General features: G+C 68.0%; 20 protein-coding genes and 1 pseudogene. 11 read left to right on the top strand and 10 right to left on the bottom strand.

Features of this window, described 5'->3' with window-relative positions; translation table 11 throughout:
- The first annotated feature begins 3 nt into the window (after window positions 1-3).
- From fdh3B to TSH64_RS29690, 4 genes are all read left to right on the top strand, one after another.
- Window positions 4-681, top strand: coding sequence for a formate dehydrogenase FDH3 subunit beta (gene fdh3B / locus TSH64_RS29705; RefSeq protein WP_109450556.1), 678 nt, complete (start codon window positions 4-6; stop codon window positions 679-681).
- Window positions 682-683: 2 nt separating this feature from the next.
- Entirely contained in the window at window positions 684-872 is a 189-nt protein-coding gene (locus tag TSH64_RS29700) for a hypothetical protein (RefSeq protein WP_146208082.1), read from the top strand.
- 25 nt (window positions 873-897) lie between these two features.
- The gene (locus TSH64_RS29695) at window positions 898-1,941 is read left to right on the top strand and encodes a formate dehydrogenase subunit gamma (RefSeq protein ID WP_247873214.1); all 1,044 of its coding nucleotides are present in this window, start codon (window positions 898-900) and stop codon (window positions 1,939-1,941) included.
- A gap of 105 nt (window positions 1,942-2,046) precedes the next feature.
- Window positions 2,047-2,736 (top strand): class II aldolase/adducin family protein, encoded by a 690-nt coding sequence (locus tag TSH64_RS29690; protein ID WP_109450550.1) that lies wholly within the window; start codon window positions 2,047-2,049, stop codon window positions 2,734-2,736.
- 23 nt (window positions 2,737-2,759) lie between these two features.
- On the opposite strand, the gene TSH64_RS29685 is transcribed toward TSH64_RS29690, so the two are convergent.
- The 10 genes from TSH64_RS29685 to TSH64_RS29640 all read right to left on the bottom strand — a co-directional run bounded on the left by TSH64_RS29685 (window position 2,760) and on the right by TSH64_RS29640 (window position 12,740).
- Window positions 2,760-4,763 (bottom strand): HAMP domain-containing sensor histidine kinase, encoded by a 2,004-nt coding sequence (locus TSH64_RS29685; RefSeq protein ID WP_247873213.1) that lies wholly within the window; start codon window positions 4,761-4,763, stop codon window positions 2,760-2,762.
- A 238-nt stretch (window positions 4,764-5,001) separates the two neighbouring features.
- Entirely contained in the window at window positions 5,002-5,790 is a 789-nt protein-coding gene (locus TSH64_RS29680) for a class III extradiol ring-cleavage dioxygenase (RefSeq protein WP_109450545.1), read from the bottom strand.
- 162 nt (window positions 5,791-5,952) lie between these two features.
- Window positions 5,953-6,432, bottom strand: a complete 480-nt coding sequence (locus tag TSH64_RS29675; protein WP_109450543.1) for a F0F1 ATP synthase subunit B — start codon at window positions 6,430-6,432, stop codon at window positions 5,953-5,955.
- Window positions 6,429-7,079 carry an ATPase gene (locus TSH64_RS29670; protein WP_109450541.1) on the bottom strand — a complete coding sequence of 217 codons (651 nt, stop codon included), beginning with the start codon at window positions 7,077-7,079 and terminating at the stop codon, window positions 6,429-6,431. Before TSH64_RS29670 ends, TSH64_RS29675 begins: the two co-directional genes overlap by 4 nt.
- 93 nt (window positions 7,080-7,172) lie before the next feature.
- Window positions 7,173-7,397, bottom strand: a complete 225-nt coding sequence (locus TSH64_RS29665; protein ID WP_012973363.1) for an ATP synthase subunit C family protein — start codon at window positions 7,395-7,397, stop codon at window positions 7,173-7,175.
- A 78-nt stretch (window positions 7,398-7,475) separates the two neighbouring features.
- Window positions 7,476-8,219, bottom strand: coding sequence for a F0F1 ATP synthase subunit A (locus tag TSH64_RS29660; RefSeq protein ID WP_098740366.1), 744 nt, complete (start codon window positions 8,217-8,219; stop codon window positions 7,476-7,478).
- Between the two features lie 12 nt (window positions 8,220-8,231).
- Window positions 8,232-8,600 carry an AtpZ/AtpI family protein gene (locus TSH64_RS29655; protein WP_098740365.1) on the bottom strand — a complete coding sequence of 123 codons (369 nt, stop codon included), beginning with the start codon at window positions 8,598-8,600 and terminating at the stop codon, window positions 8,232-8,234.
- A 253-nt stretch (window positions 8,601-8,853) separates the two neighbouring features.
- On the bottom strand, window positions 8,854-9,468 hold the full coding sequence (locus tag TSH64_RS29650; RefSeq protein ID WP_109450539.1) for an SCO family protein: 615 nt from the start codon (window positions 9,466-9,468) through the stop codon (window positions 8,854-8,856).
- Between the two features lie 88 nt (window positions 9,469-9,556).
- Entirely contained in the window at window positions 9,557-11,755 is a 2,199-nt protein-coding gene (locus TSH64_RS29645) for a bacteriohemerythrin (RefSeq protein WP_109450537.1), read from the bottom strand.
- A 229-nt stretch (window positions 11,756-11,984) separates the two neighbouring features.
- Window positions 11,985-12,740 carry a PhoH family protein gene (locus TSH64_RS29640; protein ID WP_109450535.1) on the bottom strand — a complete coding sequence of 252 codons (756 nt, stop codon included), beginning with the start codon at window positions 12,738-12,740 and terminating at the stop codon, window positions 11,985-11,987.
- Between the two features lie 833 nt (window positions 12,741-13,573).
- Here TSH64_RS29640 and minC point away from each other — a divergent pair.
- The 7 genes and pseudogenes from minC (at window position 13,574) to TSH64_RS29605 (ending at window position 20,783) form a co-directional block, all read left to right on the top strand.
- Window positions 13,574-14,341, top strand: a complete 768-nt coding sequence (gene minC / locus TSH64_RS29635; protein ID WP_199237696.1) for a septum site-determining protein MinC — start codon at window positions 13,574-13,576, stop codon at window positions 14,339-14,341.
- 94 nt (window positions 14,342-14,435) lie between these two features.
- Window positions 14,436-15,251 carry a septum site-determining protein MinD gene (gene minD / locus TSH64_RS29630; protein ID WP_014247062.1) on the top strand — a complete coding sequence of 272 codons (816 nt, stop codon included), beginning with the start codon at window positions 14,436-14,438 and terminating at the stop codon, window positions 15,249-15,251.
- Window positions 15,248-15,496 (top strand): annotated as a pseudogene (minE, locus tag TSH64_RS29625) (cell division topological specificity factor MinE); the annotation flags it as partial. The gene minD and the pseudogene minE, both read left to right, overlap by 4 nt.
- A gap of 403 nt (window positions 15,497-15,899) precedes the next feature.
- The gene (locus tag TSH64_RS29620) at window positions 15,900-17,285 is read left to right on the top strand and encodes a CRTAC1 family protein (protein ID WP_109450530.1); all 1,386 of its coding nucleotides are present in this window, start codon (window positions 15,900-15,902) and stop codon (window positions 17,283-17,285) included.
- Between the two features lie 230 nt (window positions 17,286-17,515).
- The gene (locus tag TSH64_RS29615) at window positions 17,516-18,040 is read left to right on the top strand and encodes a PAS domain-containing protein (RefSeq protein ID WP_109450527.1); all 525 of its coding nucleotides are present in this window, start codon (window positions 17,516-17,518) and stop codon (window positions 18,038-18,040) included.
- Window positions 18,015-19,358: a methyl-accepting chemotaxis protein gene (locus TSH64_RS29610; protein WP_109450525.1), complete on the top strand. Its 1,344-nt coding sequence runs from the start codon at window positions 18,015-18,017 to the stop codon at window positions 19,356-19,358. The genes TSH64_RS29615 and TSH64_RS29610 overlap by 26 nt, the downstream gene beginning before the upstream one ends.
- Window positions 19,359-19,736: 378 nt before the next feature.
- Complete coding sequence (locus tag TSH64_RS29605; RefSeq protein WP_109450523.1) at window positions 19,737-20,783, top strand: methyl-accepting chemotaxis protein; 1,047 nt, start codon at window positions 19,737-19,739, stop codon at window positions 20,781-20,783.
- Window positions 20,784-20,824 lie beyond the last annotated feature (41 nt).

Below are 20,824 nucleotides of genomic sequence, written 5' to 3'. Positions count from 1 at the left end.
ACCATGGCCCGGATGAAATTCCTGTGCGACGCCGAGCGCTGCATCGAGTGCAACGCCTGCGTCACCGCCTGCAAGAACGAGCACGAGATCCCCTGGGGCATCAACCGCCGCCGTGTCGTGACCATCAACGACGGCAAGCCGGGGGAGCGGACGATCTCGGTCGCCTGCATGCATTGCTCCGACGCGCCCTGCAAGGCGGTCTGCCCGGTCGATTGCTTCTATCAGACCGACGAAGGCGTGGTCCTGCACAACAAGGATCTGTGCATCGGCTGCGGCTATTGCTTCTACGCCTGCCCGTTCGGCGCGCCGCAGTACCCGCAGGCCGGGAACTTCGGCACCCGCGGCAAGATGGACAAGTGCACCTTCTGCTCCGGCGGTCCCGAGCCCGACAATTCGGAGGCCGAATTCAAGAAGTACGGCCGCAACCGTCTGGCCGAGGGCAAGCTGCCGCTCTGCGCCGAGATGTGCTCGACCAAGGCGCTGCTGGCCGGCGATGCCGACAAGGTGTCGGATATCTACCGCGAGCGTGTCGCCGCCCGCGGCTTCGGTTCCGGCGCCTGGGGCTGGAGCGCCGCCTACCAGACCAAGTTGGGTCAGGAGCGCGGCCAGCCCGGCGGTTCGCTGTTCCAGGGCACCGGCGGTCCGGCCGGCGGCCTGCCTGTGCAGAAGCAGGGGCTGTGACGGTGACCGTCATCCGGGCCGCTGTGCTGGCGTTCGGCTCCGTCGTCCTGCTGGCCGGCTGCCAGGAGGACGGGGCGCCGCGCCCGGTCCATCTGGACAAGGGCGTCTATCAGGGCGCGGCCGACACGCCGCTGACCGCCGAGCAGGTGCGGGCGCTGCAACAGCGCACCGCCTATCAGGGTGTGCGATAGGGAGCGTCCGATGGAAGGTCATCGCATGAAGACGGCTGTCGCCGCTCTGCTGCTCGGGGTCGGTCTTGCCGGCGGTCTCGCACTGCCGGCCGCCGCCCAGTCCAGCGTCCGGATCGGCGGACCGGCGGCGGAGCAGCAGGTCGACCGCGACGGGCCGATGGTGCCGACCCAGATTCCCGGTCAAGACCGCGGCGACAGCTGGCACGCCATCCGCCTCGGCGAGCAGGGCAGCGTCTCCATTCCCAACAAGCAGGCCGGCGTGCTGATCCAGTCGGAAGGCGAGGCGTGGCGCGCGGTGCGCAACGGTCCGCTCAGCCAGTACGGGTCCTGGGTGCTTGGCGGCATCCTGGCCCTGCTGGCTCTGTTCTTCCTGGTCCGCGGCCGCATCCGCATCGACGGCGAGAAGACCGGCCGCACCATCCAGCGCTTCAACGCCTTCGAGCGCGGCGTGCATTGGATGACCGCCGGCAGCTTCGTTGTGCTCGCGATTTCCGGGCTGAACCTGCTGTACGGTCGGCACACGCTGCTGCCGCTGATCGGGCCGGAGCCCTTCGCGGCGCTCAGCCATTACGGCAAGCTGGCGCACAATTTCTTAGGATTCGCCTTCATCCTGGGGGTGGCGCTGATCTTCGTGATGTGGGCGCACCACAACATCCCGTCGCGTCATGACCTGACTTGGTTCCTGAAGGCGGGCGGCCTGTTCTCCAAGGGCGTCCACCCGCCGGCGCACAAGTTCAACGGCGGCCAGAAGGTCATCTTCTGGTCCACCGTGGTCGGCGGTGCGGCGCTGGGCTTCACCGGCGTGCAGCTGATCTTCCCCTTCAGCTTCGCCACGCTGGAGGAGATGCAGCTCTACCAACTGGCCCATGCCGCGATTGCCGTGATCATGATCGCCATCATCCTGGCGCACATCTACATCGGCTCCATCGGCATGGAAGGCGCCTTCGACGCCATGGGCGACGGGCAGGTCGAACTGCAATGGGCGCGGGAGCACCATTCCCTGTGGGTCGAGGACGTGACCGGCGAGAAGGTGCGCCACGCCCATCGCCACGGGACACCGGCGGAGTAGGGGCAAGGGCGGGGGGATGCGTCCGACCTGTCCCTCCGCTCCCCCTTGACCCTGCCTGCACTCCATGGCCCCTTGGGCGCTCCCGCCATTCCGGATGCGCCCGCCATGACCAGCAACCTTTCCGACCGTCAGGCCGTCATCGACGGCTGCCTCGCCATGAACCGGCTGGGCATCAACCAGGGCATGTCGGGCAACCTGTCGCACCGGATCGACGGCGGCTTCCTGGTCACGCCGACCAGCATGCCCTATGAGACGATGACTCCGGCCGACGTCGTCGAGATGGGCTTCGACGGCACTTACCTCGGCGGCCGCCGGCCCTCGTCGGAGTGGCGCATCCATCGCGACATCCTGCGGGCGCGGCCGGACGTGACGGTCGTCCTCCACGCCCATCCGGCCTTTGCCACCGCGCTTGCGGTGCATGGCCGCGGCATCCCGTCCTTCCATTACATGGTGGCGCTGGCCGGCGGCGATTCGATCCGCTGCGCGCCCTACGCCACCTTCGGCACGCAGGAGCTGTCGGATCATGCCCTGGCGGCGCTGGAGGGGCGGCTTGCCTGCCTGCTGGCCAATCACGGCATTATCGTGCTGGGAAACAGCGTGGCGGGAGCCCTGGCGCTCGCGGTCGAGGTCGAGACGCTGGCCCGCCAGTATCTCTACGCCCAGCAGTTCGGCGAGCCGGTGATCCTGCCGCCCGACGAGATCGCACGGGTGGCGGAGAAGATGCGGCGGATGAAATACGGCCAGCCCATCGACGACGACGACGCGCCCGAGGACACGGCGCGCCCGCGTATCTGACCAGTTGCTCCGATCCTTCGGCCTTATGGGCCGATCTGCGTCATCGAGGTGCTGGTGGCAAGATGCCCGGCCGGCTTGAGTGCCGCGACCCGCAGCAGCGGCTTGGCATTGCCGACCGCCTCGACCTGGAGCGGGCGCTCTTCGGCCGGCGGTTCATAAACGGCGGGCAGGGCGATGGCGATGCGGGTGCCCTGGCCGGGCTCGCTCGCCACCTCGATGTCGCCGCCCAGCATGGCGGTGTAATGGCCGACCAGCGTCAGTCCCAGCCCGGCGCCGCGCGGCTTGCCTTGGCCGCGGGTGGCCACGGCTCCGTTGCCGGCGCCCTGGACGAAGGGTTGGAACAGCCTGCCGGTCTGCGCGGTCGCGAAGCCGCGGCCGGTGTCGGCGACGATGAAGCGGTACCAGCGGGCGCCGTCGCGCTCCATCCGCTCGGCCGACAGGGTGACGGTGCCGTCCTGGGTGAACTTGCAGGCGTTGTCCAGCAGGTTCAGCAGCGTCTGCCGCACCTTGGTGAAATCCGAATGCATCTGGCCGAGCGCGGCTGGCGCCGACAGCTCCAGTGCATTGCCGTAGAGGTCGGCGGCCGGCATCGACCGCTCGCGCGCCTCGGTCAGCAGCCGGTTGACGTCGAAATCCTGCAGGCAGACATCCATCGCCCCGGCTTCGACCTTTGCATAGTCGAGGATGGCGTCGACCAGGCCGGTCAGCTGCTCGCCGGTCCACTGGATGTGCTCGACGTCGGTCGCCAGCTCGTCGACACCCAGCCGGTGCAGGTCGGTCATCAGCGCTTGGCTGGCATTGACGATCTCGGTCAGCGGACCGTGCAGCTCATGGCCCATGTTGACGAGGAAATCGCTCTTGGCCCGGCTGGCGGCATCGGCCATCGCCTTTTCGCGCAGCAGGCGGGTGTGCTCGATCTCCGCCTCGCGGCGCTCGCGCTCGGTGTCCTCGGCGGTGCCGCGCAGGGCTTCCACCGCGCGGGCCATGGTGGCGATCTCGTCCTGCCCGGTCAGCGCCGGCAGCGTCAGGTCGGTGCGGCCGGCGGCCAGCGCCGTCACTGCGGTCGCCATCGTCCTCACCGGACCGGCGACGCTGCGCTGGACCAGCCACAGCGCGGCGATGCCGGCCAGCAGGACCAGCCCGCCGATCCACAGCGCGACGCTGGTGTAGCCCGACAGGCCGCTGGTCAGCGATCCGCGCAGCGCCTGGGTGCCGGCCTCCGCCCGGCGGCGGATCTCGCCCAGATTGGCGGCGATGCCGGCGGCGTTGGCGGCCATCGCCTCGGCGCGCAGATTGTCCTCCTCGACCACCGAGCCTTCGATGGCGGACAGAACGCCGCCCGCCTTCGCCAGCAGGGCGGTGACCTCGTCGATCGACTGCTTGGTGCCGGGAACCCAGAGGTAACGGTTCATCTCCGCCAGCCGGTCACGGGCGGCGGCAAGCTGGGACCGCATCGCCTCCGCATCCTGCGGATCGCGGCGGTCGACGTAGCGGGTCAGATGCTCCTGCATCAGCAGGGTGGCGATGGCGGCATCGCTGGCGAGAGCGGTCGAATCGACGCCGCCGGCATTCTTGAGCTGGTCCAGCTTGCGGCGGGTTTCCGCGACCAGCGGTTCCAGAACGCCGGTCATCTGGCCGTTGCGGTCGCTGCGCAGCGCAATCAGCTTCTGCACCGCCGCCCAGTAATCCTCCAGCGCGGCGCGGGCCTTGTCGATGCCCTGGCGGTCCGCGGTTTCGACCACGGTCTTGGACAGGGCGTCGAGCCGGTCGCGCAGCGTGTCGTGCCGCCAGGAGGCGTCGAGAAGGCTCTGGTCGTCGCCGTAAGTCAGATGGTCGCGCACCGCGACTTCCAAGTCGCGCAGGCTGACGTCGGCGTCGGCCGCCACCTGCGACAGGTCGGCACGGCCGGAAAAGGCACCGATGTCGCGCGACACCGCATAGAACCAGCCGAGCCCAACCAGGGCCAGCAGGACCACCAGCCCGAGGGCGATGCCGAAGCCAGCGCCCACCCGCGCCGACACGGTCATGTCGCGGAATCGGGTCCGGCGGCCGCTCCGGGACAGAATGCCGTTCCGCTTCACACCGACTCCCGCTCGCGCTGTGCCTGACGATTTCCGCATCCGACCGGCCACAACCATTGAGACGATGATTGAGCGGGCCGGTCGCCACGCGCGCGGATTGTAGCTTGGCTATCCCCCCAGGCAAACAGACAAGTGTGCGACGGAGTACCGCCAAAGGTCAGGCGGCATCGGCCTCTGCGTCGGCTTAGGCGTCGGCTTCCCCGCCGGTGAAGGCGTAGGCGTGCATGCCCAGGCTGCCATGTTCGAAGCCGGTATGCAGCCGTTCGGTCTTCGGCCGCGGCCCGGCGGCGCCCAGGGCCACCGGCAGCGGCAGGAAATGCTCGTCGGTCGGGTGGGCGCGGCGGGCGTCGGGGCTGGCGTCCAGCCAATTGCCAACGGCATCGGCGTCGCCGGCCTCGAGAGCCCGGTCCAGCCAGCCGGCGAAGCCGGTGGCCCAGGGGGCGGCACCGGTGCCGCCGAAGCGGAATTCCCGTAGATTGTGCACCGCACCGCCGCTGGCGAGGATCAGGACGCCGTCACGCCGCAGCGGCTCCAGCAGGCGGCCGAGCGCGATGTGGTCGGCGGCGCTGCGGTAGGGCATCACCGACAGTTGCGCCACCGGGATGTCGGCCTCCGGATACATCAGCATCAGCGGCACCCAGGCGCCATGGTCGAGCCCCTGCGACGGGTCGACCACGGCACCGGTCATCTCCGCCACCCGGCCGGCCAGCGCCGGAGCGCCGGGAGCGGCGTAGCGCATGCGGTAAAGCTCGTCCGGGAAGCCGTAGAAATCGTGGATGGTCTCCGGCGCCGTCGCCCCGCTGACCGCCGGAACCCGGGTGGTCCAGTGGGCCGACACCGCCAGGATGGCGCTCGGCCGGCCGAGCTTGCGGCCCAGCCCGGCGAGGAAGTCGCGGCCGGCGCTGTTCTCAAGGATCAGCGTGGGCGCGCCGTGGGACACGAAGACGGAGGGGAAGGGGGCGGTGTCGGACATCGGTGAACGGAACTCCGGCCGGGCGATGGGAGAGGGCGTTGGCGAAGGGCGGAACCGTTCCATTCGACCAAAGAAAAACCCCGGCGCCAAGGCCGGGGTTTTTCCAAAGTCCGTTGCTCGCGCCGCAACAATCGTTGCGATGGAACTGGGCAGGCTTACCGATCAGTGCAGGTGCTTCGGCAACTCGCCGATCGACTGCTCGATCAGCTTGTCGGCCTGGGCCGGGGACAGGCCGCCGGCCAGGACGCGCTTGCTGGCGCCGATGGCGACGTCGACCGTCAGGTTGCGGACCTCGGCCAGCGCCGCGGCTTCCGCCTGGGCGATGCGGTCCATGGCCTGGGCCTCGCGACGCTTCAGCGACGCCTCCAGGTCGGAACCGGCCTGGGACTGCAGACGGGCGGCTTCCTCACGGGCGTGGGCCAGAACGGCCTCCGCTTCCTTCTTGGCGTCGGCCAGACGGCTCTGGTAGCCGTTCAGCAGGGCTTGGGCGTCCTTGTGGAGACGCTCGGCCTCGTCCAGTTCGGAACGGATGCGCTCGGCGCGGCCGTCCAGCGCGGTGCCAATGGCGGCGGACGCCTTCTTCCAGACCAGGGCCACGAAGATGACGAAGGCGACGAAGACCCAAAATTCAGGTGCGTTCATCCCCGGCGCTCCTCAAGCACGGCCGCGACGGCGGCGTCCGCCTGGGCCTGATCGACGTCGACGCCGGCCAGACGGCCGGTGATGTCGCGGACGATGCCGGTCGACTCGGCGCGGATGTTGGCCAGGGCCTGTTCCTTCGCCGCGGCGATGGAGGCCTCGGCGGTGCGCAGGCGTTCGGCGATGTCGGCGTTCAACTGGGCCTGACGGGCCTGGTTGTTCGCCTCGATCCCGGCGGCGGCCTGGGCGATGACGCCCTGGGCCTCGGCGCGGGCGCCGGCGAGGGACTTCTCGACCTGGGCCAGGATGGCCTCGGCCTCTTCCTTCAGCTGGGCGGCCTTCGCCAGATCGCGCGAGATGCGCTCCTGACGCGCTTCCAGAACCTCGGCCACGCGCGGGAGCGCCTTCTTGGACATGAGGTAGTAGAGAACGCCGAAGGTCAGAGCCAGCCAGAAGATCTGGGTCGGGAAATTGGCGGGATTGAGCTGCGGCAGGCCGCCGGAAGCGTGCTCGCCGCCGTGCGCCGCGTTCGGAGCGTGCTCCGCCGCGGCCGCCAGGACGGTGCCGGCCATCGTGGTGAGGGTAGCGAGCGAAGCGCCCGCCACGCCCGACCAGCGGGCCAGCCGGCCTTTGGCCAACAGGTTCGGCATGATCGGTCCCCCTAGGCAAAGGAGCGGCGCCGAAACTTCGATGAAGAAGCCCGGCGCCGCGTCAGAGCTGTTTTTTTGAAAGCCGCTCTGGCCTTAGGCGAACAGGATCAGGAAGGCGATCAGCAGGGCGAACAGCGCGACGGCTTCCGTCAGCGCGAAGCCCAGAATGCCGATCGGGAAGACCTTCGGCTGGACGGCCGGGTTGCGGGCGATCGAGCCGATCAGCGTCGAGAAGATGTTGCCGATACCCAGGCCGACACCGGCGAGGGCGATAACGGCAAGACCGGCACCGATGAACTTGGCGGCTTGAGGATCCATAGTACTCTCTTCCTCTAGGTAAGGGTGAACTTGTTGGAACTGTTGGTGGACTCAGGTCCGACGACTGTCAGGCGCTGCTTAGTGCAGTTCCAGGGCGTCGCGGATGTACAGGCAGGTCAGGATCGAGAAGACGTAGGCTTGCAGGAAAGCCACCAGGAACTCGAAACCGGTCAGGGCGACGTTGATCGCCAGCGGGATGAGGCCAGTGACGAAACCCAGCGCGCCGAGACCGCTGATCATCATAACCGTGAAGCCGGCAAAGACCTTCAGCATCGTGTGACCGGCCATCATGTTGGCGAACAGTCGGATCGAGAGGCTGACGGGGCGCATCACGTAGGAGATCACCTCGATCGGGATGAGGATCGGGGCGAGCGCGATCGGAGCGCCATGCGGCATGAAGAAGGAGAAGAAGTGCAGGCCGTGCTTCAGCAGGGCCAGGATGGTCACGAACACGAACACCGTCGCCGCCAGCGCGAAGGTCACGATGATGTGGCTGGTGAAGGTGAAGGTGTACGGGATCATGCCGATCATGTTGCCGATCAGCACGAACATGAAGATCGAGAACACGAACGGGAAATAGGGCTTGGCGTCGTGGCCGGCGTTGTCGCGCACCAGGTTCGCGACGAACTCGTAGAACATCTCGGCCAGCGACTGCAGGCGGCCCGGAACCATCGACTTGTTCGCCACGCCCATGACCAGCAGGGCGTAGATCGCCGCCACGGCCACGACCATGAAGAAGGCCGAGTTCGTGAAGGACACGTCGTAGCCGCCGAGCACGATCTGGAACAACGGGTTGATTTGGAACTGGTGCAGCGGATCCAAGGTCGTCCTCGCTCAGTGTGCGTCGCCGTCTTGGCGCTCGTTGTCGTCCCCAGGGGGCCGGCGGTAGCCGGCGGCGATGCCGAAGCCGGTGACGGCCCGGTAGACGTTCAGCACTCCCGCCGCAGCCCCCAGGAAGAACATGACGATCAGTCCCCAGGGCGCGGTGCCGAGCCAGCGATCGAGCAGAAGCCCGCCGCCGACGCCGACGATCATGGCGGCAACCAACTCCGTCCCGATGCGCCAGGCGGTGCCGAGAGCGCCCTGCGGCGGACGGTGGTATTTACTACCGGGTCCGCCCGACCAGCCGCGCTGTCCCTCACGCGCCTTCCGCAACCGGGCTTCGAGGTCATCCAAGGGATCGGGGGGCGATTTGTCGGTCATTCCGCCTCTCAATCACGCTTGGCTCGCAGCCATGCGAAAGCGGCGAGACCATACGGGCGGGGCGTTACCCTGTCAAGTCGCAAAACCTGTGGTGTAAGTCATTGAAAAGAATAGAAAAGAGCGGAAAAGTCATCGTTTTTGCCGCGCTGCGGCGCGTTGTCCCGCTCCAGCATGCGAAAAAACCCGGTGGTATGACCGCTTTTCAGGGTTTTTTCGCCGCTTTTCACCCGGTCCGCGGCCGGTCCGCCCCCCATCAGCCCGCGATGCGCCCCGACAGATCCTGCACGATCCTGTCGGCGCCGGTGCCGCCCGGATACACCCCGACGAATTTGCCGTCCGGGCCCATCAGGTAAATAAAGCTGGAGTGATCCATCAGGTACTCGTCCGCTTTTCCGTCCTTTTGCGGTGCCTTGGCATAATAGACGCGGTAGGCGCGCGCGGCGTCCCGCACCTGCTCCGGCGTGCCGGTCAGCCCGACCATCCGCGGGTGGAACAGCGCCACATAGTCCTTCATGTGCGCCACAGTGTCGCGGTCCGGGTCGATTGTGATGAAAACCGGCCGGACCTGCTCCGCTTTCGGCCCCAGCTGGTCGAGCGCCTGGGTCATCACCCCCAGTTCGGTCGGGCAGACGTCGGGACAATAGGTATAGCCGAAATAGATCAGCATATACTTGCCGCGGAAGTCGGCGTCGGTGACCGTCTTGCCCTGATGGTCGGTCAGGGTGAAGGGACCGCCGATGGGAACGGCGGACTTCGTGCCGCTTTCCACCGTGGTCGTGGCGCTGCGCACCTGCCACCAGGCGATCCCGGCGGACACGGCGATGGCGAGGACGGAGGCGGCGGCGATGCGCAGGAGACGTGTCTTCATGGTCCGTCAGGAATGGGGCTGCCCGCCGCCCAGGTCAAGAGGTGAGGTCAAGAGGTGAGGTCACATCGTCGCGCAACGCCCGTGCCGGTCAGGCCGCACGGGCCGCGACAGTTTCGCCCTGAGCCGCCAGATGCTCGCCGATGCGCTTGTCGGCGCGCTGGATGTGCTCGAACAGCCATTCGCGCACCAGCGCCAGCAATTCGTCCGCCACGGAGTCGCCGGCGTCCAGGCGGCGGCGCAGGCCATCGGCGCGGGCACGCAGCGCCTCGTGCTGCGCCTTGTGGGCCCTGGCATCGGGGTAGCCGCACCGGTCCATCAGCCGCTCCTCCTGCTCGAAATGCAGGGCGGTGTAGGCAAGCAGCCGGCCGATGGCCTCGCCCAGCGCCCGGGCCGCCGCCCGGCGGTCGCCGCCGCTCCGGCCGGCCTGCCCGGCCAGCGATGCCGCCTCGTTCATCAAGGCGATCAGGATCATATGGTCGGTGTCGATGCCCTCCTCGCCCACCGCAAGGGCATCGGTCCAGGGCATGAAGATGGCGGACCCTTCCGAGTTTCCACCGGACGGTGTGTTGTGCAGATCGGCGAGCGGGGCGGCGTTGATCGCCCCGACATTGACCAGGAAGGAATCGACCATGCCGCGCAGCCCCTGCGCCTGCCGCGACAGCCCGCCCGCGGCATCGAGCAGGGCGTCGGCCGACCGTTCGGTCTCTCGGGCGGCGTCGGACACGGCGTCGATGCTGGTGGAGACCTGGCGGGTGCCCTCCGCCGCCTCGCCGGCGCTGCGGGCGATCTCGCCGGTAGCGGCACCCTGCTGCTGGACGGCGGCGGCGATGGAGGTGCCGATCTCGTCGCTGCGGGCGACGATGGAGCCGATCTCGCGGATCGCCGTCACCGCGGCGCGCGTGGCCTCCTGCACGTCAGCGATGTGGCGAGCGATCTCCTCGGTGGCCTTGGCGGTCTGGTTGGCCAGGGTCTTCACCTCGCCCGCCACCACGGCGAATCCCTTGCCCATCTCGCCGGCGCGGGCAGCTTCGATGGTGGCGTTCAGCGCCAACAGGTTGGTCTGCCCGGCGATCCCGGCGATGAGGTCGGCCACCTCGCCGATCTTCTGGGCGGCCTGGCCCAGCCCGTCGATCCGCTCGCCCGCCCGGTGCGACGCCTCCACCGCCTGGGTGGAGATGGTCGAGGAGGTCACCATCTGCTCGCCGATCACCGCGATCGAGCCGGTCAGCTGCTCGGCCGCCGAGGCGACGGTCTGCACGCTGCTGGAGGCCTGCTGCGAGGCGCTGGCGACGGAGGTCGCCTCGCGCCGGTTGCGGTCGGCGGTGGCGGACAGGGCGCGGGCGGTGGTTTCCAGCGTGGCGACGGCGGCGCCGACGGTGCGAATCGTCTCGGCGATGGTGGCGTCGAAGCGGTCGGTCAGCCGTTTCAGGGCGCCGGCGCGCTGCTCGGTGACCCGGTGCTCGATCTTCTGCCGGTCCCAGTGACGGGCGAGGTCGATCTGCTGGACGCGGAAGATCTCGACGGTGCGGGCCATTGCGCCGATCTCGTCGCCGCGGCCCAGCCCGGGAACCGCGACCGCGCTGTCGCCGCCGGCCAGATCCTGCATGACGCGCCCCAACCCGTCCAGCGGCCGGACGATGGCCCGGCTGACCAGCAGGGCCAGCAGCACGGCGGCCAGCCCGATCAGCAGCCCGGTTCCGGCCAGCCGCAGCGCGGCCTCGCGGAACGCAACGTCGACGTCGTCGATGTAGATGCCGGAGCCGATCAGCCAGCCCCAGGGGGCGAAGCCCTTGACATAGGACAGCTTCGCCACCGGCTGCGCCGACCCCGGCTTCGGCCAGAGATAGTCGACGAATCCGGCGCCGTCGGCCTTCACCACCCGGACGAACTCCTGGAACAGCAGCTTGCCGTTGGGATCGGCGTTGCGCGACACGTCGGTGCCGTCCAGCTCCGGCTTGATCGGGTGCATGATCATGCGCGGGGCGAGGTCGGTGATGAAGAAATACTCCCCGCCATCGTGCCGCAGGGACTTCAGCGCCGCCTTGGCCTGCGCCTCGGCCTGGGCGCGGGGCAGGGATCCTGCGCGCTCCTGCGCCTCGAAATGGGCGATCAGGCTGTGGGCGACCTCGACGACGTTGCGGGTCTTGTCCTGGCGGTCGGCCATCATCTCGGCCCGCAGGCTCATCAGGCTGACCGCGGCGATCAGGGCCAGCCCAAGGCCGGCTGCGGCCAGGATCAGGGCGATCTTGCCCTTGATGCTGATGCGTTCGAACAAGGCAACGGTCACGGCTGCGGTCCCTTCCGGCAACGAAACGGCGATATCCCCAAATTTTTCGGGACTTTTGCCGCGCCGCCGCCGAAGGTCAAGGCCTATTGTTCGTGTATCCTACGGTCTGTTCAACGAAATGTCATAATTGCAACCATAGCAGGGTGTGTCCGACGAACCGAAACGCCGCGGTCCGCGGGAGACGCGGCGAACGCCCCTCCCGCGCAACCTGCCGGTGAATTTTTCCTGATCAGAGCACGGTCAGCATGCTGGCGACCAGCGGATGGCGGACGATGTCCTTTTCGGTCAGCCGGGCGACGGCGATGCCCTCCACCGCCTCCAGCCGGCGGGCGATGTCGGCCAGCCCGGACAGGTTGTCCAGCAGGTCGGTCTGGTCGGGGTCGCCGGTCACAACCATGGTGGAATGCCAGCCCAGCCGGGTCAGCAGCATCTTGATCTGGGCATAGGTGCAGTTCTGCGCCTCGTCGATCACCACGAAGGCGTTGTTCAGGGTGCGGCCGCGCATGAAGCCGACCGGGGCGATCTCGATGGTGCCGTCGGCCATCATGGTGCGCAGCCGCTTGGAGCCCAGCCGGTCGGTCAGCGCGTCGTAAAGCGGGCGCAGGAAGGGCGCCATCTTCTCGTGCATGTCGCCCGGCAGGTAGCCGATGCTCTCACCCGCCTCGATGGCCGGGCGGGACAGGACGATGCGGTCGACGCTGCCCGATTCCAGGGCCTCCACCGCCGACGAGATGGCGATATAGGTCTTGCCGGTCCCCGCCGGTCCCAGCGCCACAACCAGATTGTGCGTCTTGATGGCGTCCATCAGAAGCTGCTGGTTGGGGTTCTGCGGCTTCACCTTGCGGAGATAGCTCTGGTCGCGGCGATCCTCGCTCCCACCGAGCGGGTCCCAGCCGAAGGCGGCGGGGGCGTTCATACCGGGGAAGAGCGGGTGAACGGTGGAGTCGCCCGCCGCAGCGATGCCTTTGCTCGAACGCTTGGCCATGTCGCATCTCCTCGAATGGTGGGGGTGGAGCCGATTTCCGCAAGCAAGACGTCTGGGCACAAAAAAGCCTCCCGCAGGGGGAGGCTCGACCGGTCGCATGGCTGGGTGCTGATGAGTGCTTCGCCGGGGGCTGCCGCCGGGCCCCCTGCCGGATCGCAACATGTCGGATCGCAACATGCCGGAACCGGACATGCGGGTCCGGGCCGACGGGGGAGGTGCTCTGGAGGCGAAGCAAGGTGCAAAAGAACCTCGTCGTCGTTGGAAGCCACGCAACCTGACTGTACCGGTCATAACGCGGCGCGTCAGGCAAAATTGCGGCCGACGCAAAATATTCATACCAGATGTGGTGTGGGTGCCGCAGGAAAGCCGCCAGAGCGGGCTTGGTAACCCTTTCCGCCGAGCCGGCCGGGCCGGTGGCTTAGCCTTCCGACTGAGGCGGCCGAAAGGCTTTGCCGCTGCCGCGGGCTTTCATTACTATGGTCGACCACGGGGGAAATCGAAAGGCATGTTGCAACCCTGGCCTGTCTCGCTCGCGGGAGGGCTGCGATCTCAGGTCGTCGTGCCTGACGTCTCCGGACGTCGTGGCCGTCGATGGCCGGAGACGGCGGGCGTTTGCCGAAGGGCAGGCGGCGGCATGGCTTCGGATTGTCACCCCTGACGGCGGGGAATCTCTTGAATCCGACCGGTGTGGACGGCTAGAAGGCGCTGATTGGCTGGCTCGATGCCGGGGCTGCGCGACAGTGGTTCTGGGTTGGGACCGGGTACTCGGGTTGGCCGGATGCGGCGAACCGGATGCACGGCACGGGACGGCAGGAACGAACGGGAAGGCTACGGTGAGCAGCGCCAGTCAGGTCGCCGAACGGGATGTGCCGTTCCAGTTGCGTGGCAACTCCTTCACCATGATGGTGCTGAAGGTTTTCGCCCCGACATCGCCGAATTTCTTCACCCAGCTGAACGTCAAGGTGCGCCAGGCGCCCAATTTCTTCCACAACGCGCCGGTCGTCCTGGATTTCGACGACCTGCCGGAGTCCGTCGTCTTCGATCTGGGCGCTTTCGTGGCGCAGGTGCAGGCGCTGCATCTGCTGCCGGTCGGCTTCCAGGGCGGGCCGCAGCCGGTGCGCGAGGCGGCGATGGCCGTCGGGCTGACGCCGATGCCGTCGGGCCGCGCCGCCAAGCTGGAAGAGGTGGTGAAGGCCCCCGATCCGCGCCAGCCGGACCAGCAGGCCCCGATCGCGGCACCGCAGGTGCTGATCGAGGTGGTCCACCGTCCGACCCTGGTGGTGACGGAGCCGGTGCGTTCCGGCATGCGGGTCTATGCCGAGAAGACCGACCTGATCGTCACCAGCTCCGTCTCTCCGGGAGCGGAGCTGCTGGCCGACGGCAACATCCATGTCTATGGCGCGCTGCGCGGCCGGGCGCTGGCCGGTTTCTCCGGCGACACCAACGCCCGCATCTTCTGCCACAGCCTGGAGGCCGAGGTGCTATCGGTCGCAGGCAATTATCGCGTCAGCGAAGACATCGGCAGTGACTTTTATAAGAAAGCCGTGCAGGTTTTCCTGCGCGACGGCGTCCTCAGCATGGATCTGCTGAAGACCGGCTGAGGACTGTGGCGACGGAATCTTGTCCGAAGGCGGCAATCTTCGGGCGGTGTCTGGTATCGGTGACGGCAACTTTGGGATTATGGGAGAGGCTCCGTTGAGCAAGATCATCGTCATGACCTCCGGCAAGGGCGGTGTCGGCAAGACGACCTCGTCCGCGGCCTTCGCAACCGGGCTGGCGCTTCGCGGCTTCAAGACGGTCGTCATCGATTTCGACGTTGGCCTGCGCAACCTGGATCTGGTGATGGGTTGCGAACGCCGGGTGGTCTTCGACTTCATCAACGTCATCAACGGCGAAGCGAAGCTGAACCAGGCGCTGATCAAGGACAAGCGGATCGAGAATCTCTACATCCTCCCGACCTCGCAGACGCGCGACAAGGACGCGCTGACCCGCGAGGGCGTGGAGAAGGTGCTGAACGAGCTGTCGAAGGATTTCGACTACATCCTCTGTGACAGCCCGGCCGGCATCGAGCGCGGCGCCCTGATGTCGCTCTATTTCGCCGACCATGCGATCATCGTCACCAACCCGGAAGTCTCGTCGGTGCGCGACAGCGACCGCATCCTGGGCGTGCTGAACTCGCGCTCCCGCCGGGCGGAGCAGGGGCTGGAGCCGGTGACGCAGCAGCTGCTGCTGACCCGCTACGACCCGGAACGCGTCGAGAAGGGCGAGATGCTGAAGGTCGACGACGTGCTGGAGATCCTGGCGATCCCGCTGCTCGGCGTCATTCCGGAAAGCCAGGCGGTGCTGCGCGCCTCCAACGTCGGCATGCCGGTGATCCTGGACGAGGTTTCCAACGCCGGCCTGGCCTATTCGGACGCGGTCGGCCGCTTCCTGGGCGAGGACATCGAGCACCGTTTCGTCACCCCCCAGAAGAAGGGCCTGTTCAGCCGGCTCCTGCGGAGGAGCGCATGAGCATCTTCAACTTCTTCCGCGCGGCACCCCGCGCGTCGGCCGTCCAGGCCAAGGAGCGTCTGCAGATCGTCATGGCGCACGAGCGCGCCGGGCGCAGCGGCCCCGACTATCTGCCGATGCTCCAGCAGGAACTGCTGGCGGTCATCGCCAAATACGTCAACATCGACGAGAACAAGGTCGAGGTGAAGCTGGACCGCGGCGGCGACTGCTCGACGCTGGAGGTCAACATCGAGCTGCCGGCGCGCGAGCAGGCCAAGGCCGCCGCAGCGGCCAAGACGGCGGAGAAGTCGGCCGGCAACGACGTTGGCGCGGCCAAGCGCCCGGCTGGCGGCGCCGTCGGCAATGGCGGCGCGAAGAAGCGCATCTGAGCCAAACCGTCGTTCCAACGGTTCAAACCCCTCCGGCGTCCTTAGCGCCGGAGGGGTTTTTCGTTCCGGCCCTGACGCCGTCCGCCGCGGTGTCGGGATGCGGCATCGGACATAGGCCGTCCCTGTTCCTCCGTCCGGGTTTACGGCCGGCCGGGGACGGGGTATCAACAGGGATACACCGCACGAAAGCCCAATGGCTCCAAAGGTCTGTCCTGGACAGCCTTCCTTGAGCGGACCAATGGGCGACGGAGTGGACCGACCACGGGACAAGAGGGTGCCGATGTTCCTCGATTGCTCGTCGCTGATCGCAGAGAACCCGCCGCGGCCGTCGAACGGGATTGCGGTCACGGACATCGACGGCGACGGCGCCTTCGAGCTGGTCGTGGCCGGCTACCGTTCCGCCAACCTCGTCCTGAAATGGGTCGACGGCCGGCTGGTCGACATCGCCAACCCGCTGCTCGCCGATCCCGCCGGCCCGGCGCTGGGGCTGGCCGCCGCCGACATCGACGGCGACGGGCGGGAGGAGCTGTACATCGTCAATTCCGACCGCGCCACCGGAGCCAAGGACATGGCCGACCGGCTGTTCGCCTGCTTCGGCAAGCATTGGCTCGACCTGTTCGCGCAGGCGGAGAATACTGCGGCGGCCAACCACACCGCTGCGGGTGCGGTGGCGGCGGTCGACCGCTGGGGCCATGGCCGCTACGGCTTCCTGGTGGCGACCGACGGCGGTCCCCTGCGCCTGTACGAACTGACCCGGCGCGGCCGGCTGGAGGATGGCGCGGAGGAGGCGGGGCTCGACTCCATCGGTGCCGCGCGCGGCGTCACGGTCCTGCCCATCGTGTCCGACCATATGGATGTGGTGACGGTCAACGACGGCGGCCCCAACCAGCTGTTCCGCAACCTGGGCGACGGCAATTTCGAGGAAATCGCCGAGGAGCGCGGCATCGCCGATTCGCGCCCGTCCGGCCGTGCGGTCGCGGCACTGGATGTCGATGGCGACGGGCTGTTCGATCTGGTCGTCGGCACCTGGGACGGGGCGCAGCGCCATTTCCATCAGCGCATGGGCGGCGCCTTCGTCGAATCGGCCGGCGCCGACCTGTCGATGCCCGGCCGCATCTTCACCGTCGTCGCCGCCGATTTCGACAATGACGGCTATGAGGAGCTGTTCTTCCACGCCCATGGCGAGCCCAACCGCCTGTTCGGCTGGCGCAACGACCAGTGGCAGGAGCTGGAGCTTGGCGACGCCGCCGAGCCGAAAGGTCTGGGCACCGGCGCGGTCGCGGCCGACATCGACGGCGACGGCCGCCTGGAGCTGGTTCTGGCGCATGGCAACAGCCATGGCGTCCAGGATGGGGGCGGGCAGCCGCTGTCGGTCTACCGCCCGGCGGCCTCCCACAACGGCTGGCTGCGCGTCCAGCCGCTGACCCCCTTCGGCGCTCCGGCCCGTGGTGCGGTCGTCATCCTGACCGCCGGCGGGCGGCGCCAGCGCCGGGCGGTCTGCGCCGGGTCCGGCTATCTGTGCCAGGGCGAACCGGTCGCCCATTTCGGGCTGGGGCCACTGCACGAGGTGGAGCAGGTCGAGGTGCGCTGGCCCGACGGCACCGTGGTGACGGTGGACAACCCGCCGGCCGACCGGCTGCTGACCATCCCTTACCCGCCGGAATGACCGGCCCCTCATCCGGTCGGATGATGGTCACCCAAATATTTCGGCCTCGCAATGGGTAGGGTCTTTCCTGTCGCCTTCCGTCACATTAGAGTGCATTTCGTTGCGGCTCCCGTATTGCGGGATATCGTGCGGCATGCCGATCCGGACATATTCCGTTCCTGCCGCCGAAACCTGCTGCAATCGGGCGCTTGGGACCGTGCGGGTTTGGGAAGCGGGAGACCGGAAGGCACATGGCACGACGCGACGTCCCCCTGACAGGGGTGGAACGCTTCTTCGACCCGGATGAAGTCATCGTTTCCAAAACCGACCTGAAGGGGCGGATCACCTACGCGAACCGGGTGTTCCAGCGGGTCGCCGGCTATGACGAGGCCGACCTGATGGGGGCGCCCCATTCCATCGTCCGCCATCCCGATATGCCGCGCTGCGTCTTCAAGCTGCTGTGGGACACGCTGGCGGCGGGGAAGGAGATCTTCGCCTATGTGGTCAACCGTGCCCGCAACGGCGACCATTACTGGGTCTTCGCCCATGTCACGCCCAGTTTCGACGCCGAAGGGCGGGTGATCGGCTACCACTCCTCCCGCCGGGTGCCGGAGCGGGCGGCGCTGGACAAGGTCATCCCGCTCTACCGCCAGCTTCTGGACATCGAGAACAGCCATGCCGACCGCAAGCAGGGGATGGAGGCTGGCTTCGCCGCCGTCCTCGCTCTGCTGGCGGAGAAGGGGATCGGGTATGACGAATTCGTCTTCTCCCTCTAAGCCGTCCTCTTCCGGGCCATCGTCGCTGGCGCGGGCCGGCGGGCTGGCCGTGCTGGCTGGCGTGGCTCTGGCGGCGCTGCTGGCTGCCGATCTGCTGGGGATGGGCGGCCTGGCTCTGCGCGCCGGTCTGGCGGTGGCCGGTCTGGCGGCGCTGGGCGGGGCGCTGCTGTTCCTGCGCCGGGCCGGCGCGGCGGTCGACCGGCTGACGCGGGTGAACCGTGCCGTCGCCGCCGGCGATTTCGAGGCGCGGGTGATCGGCATCCGCGAGGGCGGGGCGCTGGGCGAGCTGATGCACGCCACCAACGACGCCATCGATCGCACCGACGCCTTCGTGCGCGAGGCGACCGCCTCCATGCATGCGGTGTCGGAGCACAAGTATTTCCGCCGCATCGTGCTGCGCGGCATGCAGGGCGGCTTCCTGCACGCCAGCCGCACCATCAATGCGGCGACGGAGAGCATCTCGCTGAAGGTTGCCGGCTTCGCCGGCGTGACCCAGCGTTTCGAAGGCCAGATCCAGAGCGTGTGCAGCGAGGTTGCCGACACCGCACACCGGCTGGAGATCTCCGCCCGGACCATGGAGACGGATGCGACCCAGGCGACCGGCAAGGCGTCGTCGGTCGCGGCCTCCGCCGCGCAGACCGGCAGCAATGTCGGCAGCGTCGCCGCCGCGACGGAGGAGCTGTCCGCCTCCATCGCCGACATCTCCCGTCAGATCGGCGATGTCGCCCGCGTCGCCGAGACCGCGGTCGGCGAGGCCGAGCGGTCCAACGCGCTGGTCGGCACGCTATCCGGTGCGGCGCGCACGGTGGGCGACGTCGTCACCCTGATCAACGACATCGCCAGCCAGACCAACCTGCTGGCCCTGAACGCGACCATCGAGGCGGCACGTGCCGGCGAGGCGGGCAAGGGCTTTGCCGTGGTGGCGCAGGAAGTGAAACGGCTGGCCGATCAGACCGCCAAGGCCACCGGCGACATCGCTGCGCAGATCTCCGCCATCCAGTCCTCCACCGACGAGGCGGTGACCTCCATCGTCGGCATCGGCCACACCATCCAGTCGATCAACCGGATCGCCGCCGGCATCAGTGCCGGGATCGAGCAGCAGGGCTCCGCCGTGCGCGAGATCGTCGTGAACATGGAGCAGGCCGCCGCCGGCACCCGTGCCGTGTCCGACGACATCCGCGACGTCACCGACGCCGCCGGCCGCACCAGCAGCACCGCGCACGAGGTGTTCGCGGCATCCGGGCGGATGGCCGCGGAGGCGGACCGCCTGACCCGGGAAGTCCAGCTTTTCCTGGACGAGATGCACCGCGTCGCCTGAGGAGGGTGGCGCGTTGCATCGGCGCGCGCCGCATCGACTGCACGGCGAATGTGCACAGGATGTGGACGGCCTTTTTGCAATGCGGAATTGATCTGGCGTCTGGCAGTGTGAATAAGAATTTTTGTTGCGAATTCGTGGCGAATTCGTGTTACGTCTCCGCAACAAGACTGCCGCGCCTATGGCAAGTTTGCAACCTGTTGCGCAACCCGACGCCAGTATGCCTGCTGTTTCAGCAGCTTAACCGTACGCTAACCCTGATGAGACGGGTGACCGACTGTCCGCTGCGGCCAAGTGCCGCGGAATCCGGGGAGGTGGGCCGTTTGCGGAGCGCCGGTGACCGTTGGCACGGCTTTTGATTTGGAGACTGCAGGGACGGTCATGACGGGGGACAAGACGATGAGCATGGCGGGCACCGATCTGTTCGAGCTGTCGCGTGGCGTGCTGGATGTTGCGTCGAAGAAGGTGTCCTTGATCGAGGACATCACCCGGCGCACCAAGATGCTGGCCATGAACGCCCTGATCGAGGCGGCACGGGCTGGCGACGCCGGACGCGGCTTCGCCGTCGTCGCCAACGAGGTGTCGGAGATCTCGACCCAGGTCAACAGCATCACCAAGGAGCTGCGGTCGGAAATCGTCGCCCGCGTCGATCACCTGACCACCACCGGCAGCGCCATGGTGCAGGAGATGCACGGCAAGCGGCTGGCCGACCTGTCGCTCAACATGATCGAGATCATCGACCGCAACCTGTATGAGCGGTCCTGCGACGTTCGCTGGTGGGCGACCGACAGCGCGGTGGTCGATTGCGCCGCCGATCCGACGGAGGAGGCGCGCCGCCATGCCTCGCGCCGGCTGGGCGTGATCCTGGAATCCTACACCGTCTATCTCGACCTCTGGATCGCCGACCGCAACGGCACCGTCATCGCCAACGGCCGGCCCGACCGCTATCCCGGTGCGCGCGGCGCCAACGTGTCGGACGAGCCGTGGTTCCGCCAGGCGCTGGCCACCCGCAACGGCGGCGAGTTCACCGTCGGCGACGTCGCCCGCAACCGCAGCCTGGACGACCGCGTCGTCGCCACCTATGCCACCGCCATCCGGCGCGACGGCGAGGCGGACAGCGATGCCATCGGCGTGCTCGGCATCTTCTTCGACTGGGAGCCGCAGGCCGCCGCGGTGGTCGAGGGCGTGCGGCTGGAAGCCGGCGAGCGCGAGAAGTCGCGGTGCCTGCTGCTCGACGCCTGCCATCGCGTCATCGCGTCGTCCGACGGCCGCGGCATGCTGACCGAGACGGTGCCGCTGCGCCGCGCCGCCGGCACCATGGGCCATTACATCGACGACAAGAACCGTCTGGTTGGCTACGCCCTGACACCGGGTTACGAGACCTACAAGGGGCTGGGCTGGTACGGCGTCATCGTTCAGGAGCGCTGAAGCCGCCAGCCCTTGCGCGTCAAGCCTGTCGCCTTATGGAA

The organism is Azospirillum sp. TSH64, assembly GCF_003116035.1.
GTDB lineage: Bacteria > Pseudomonadota > Alphaproteobacteria > Azospirillales > Azospirillaceae > Azospirillum.
Note: the sequence above shows the minus strand (reverse complement) of the source record. Positions and strands in the feature narration are given on the sequence as shown.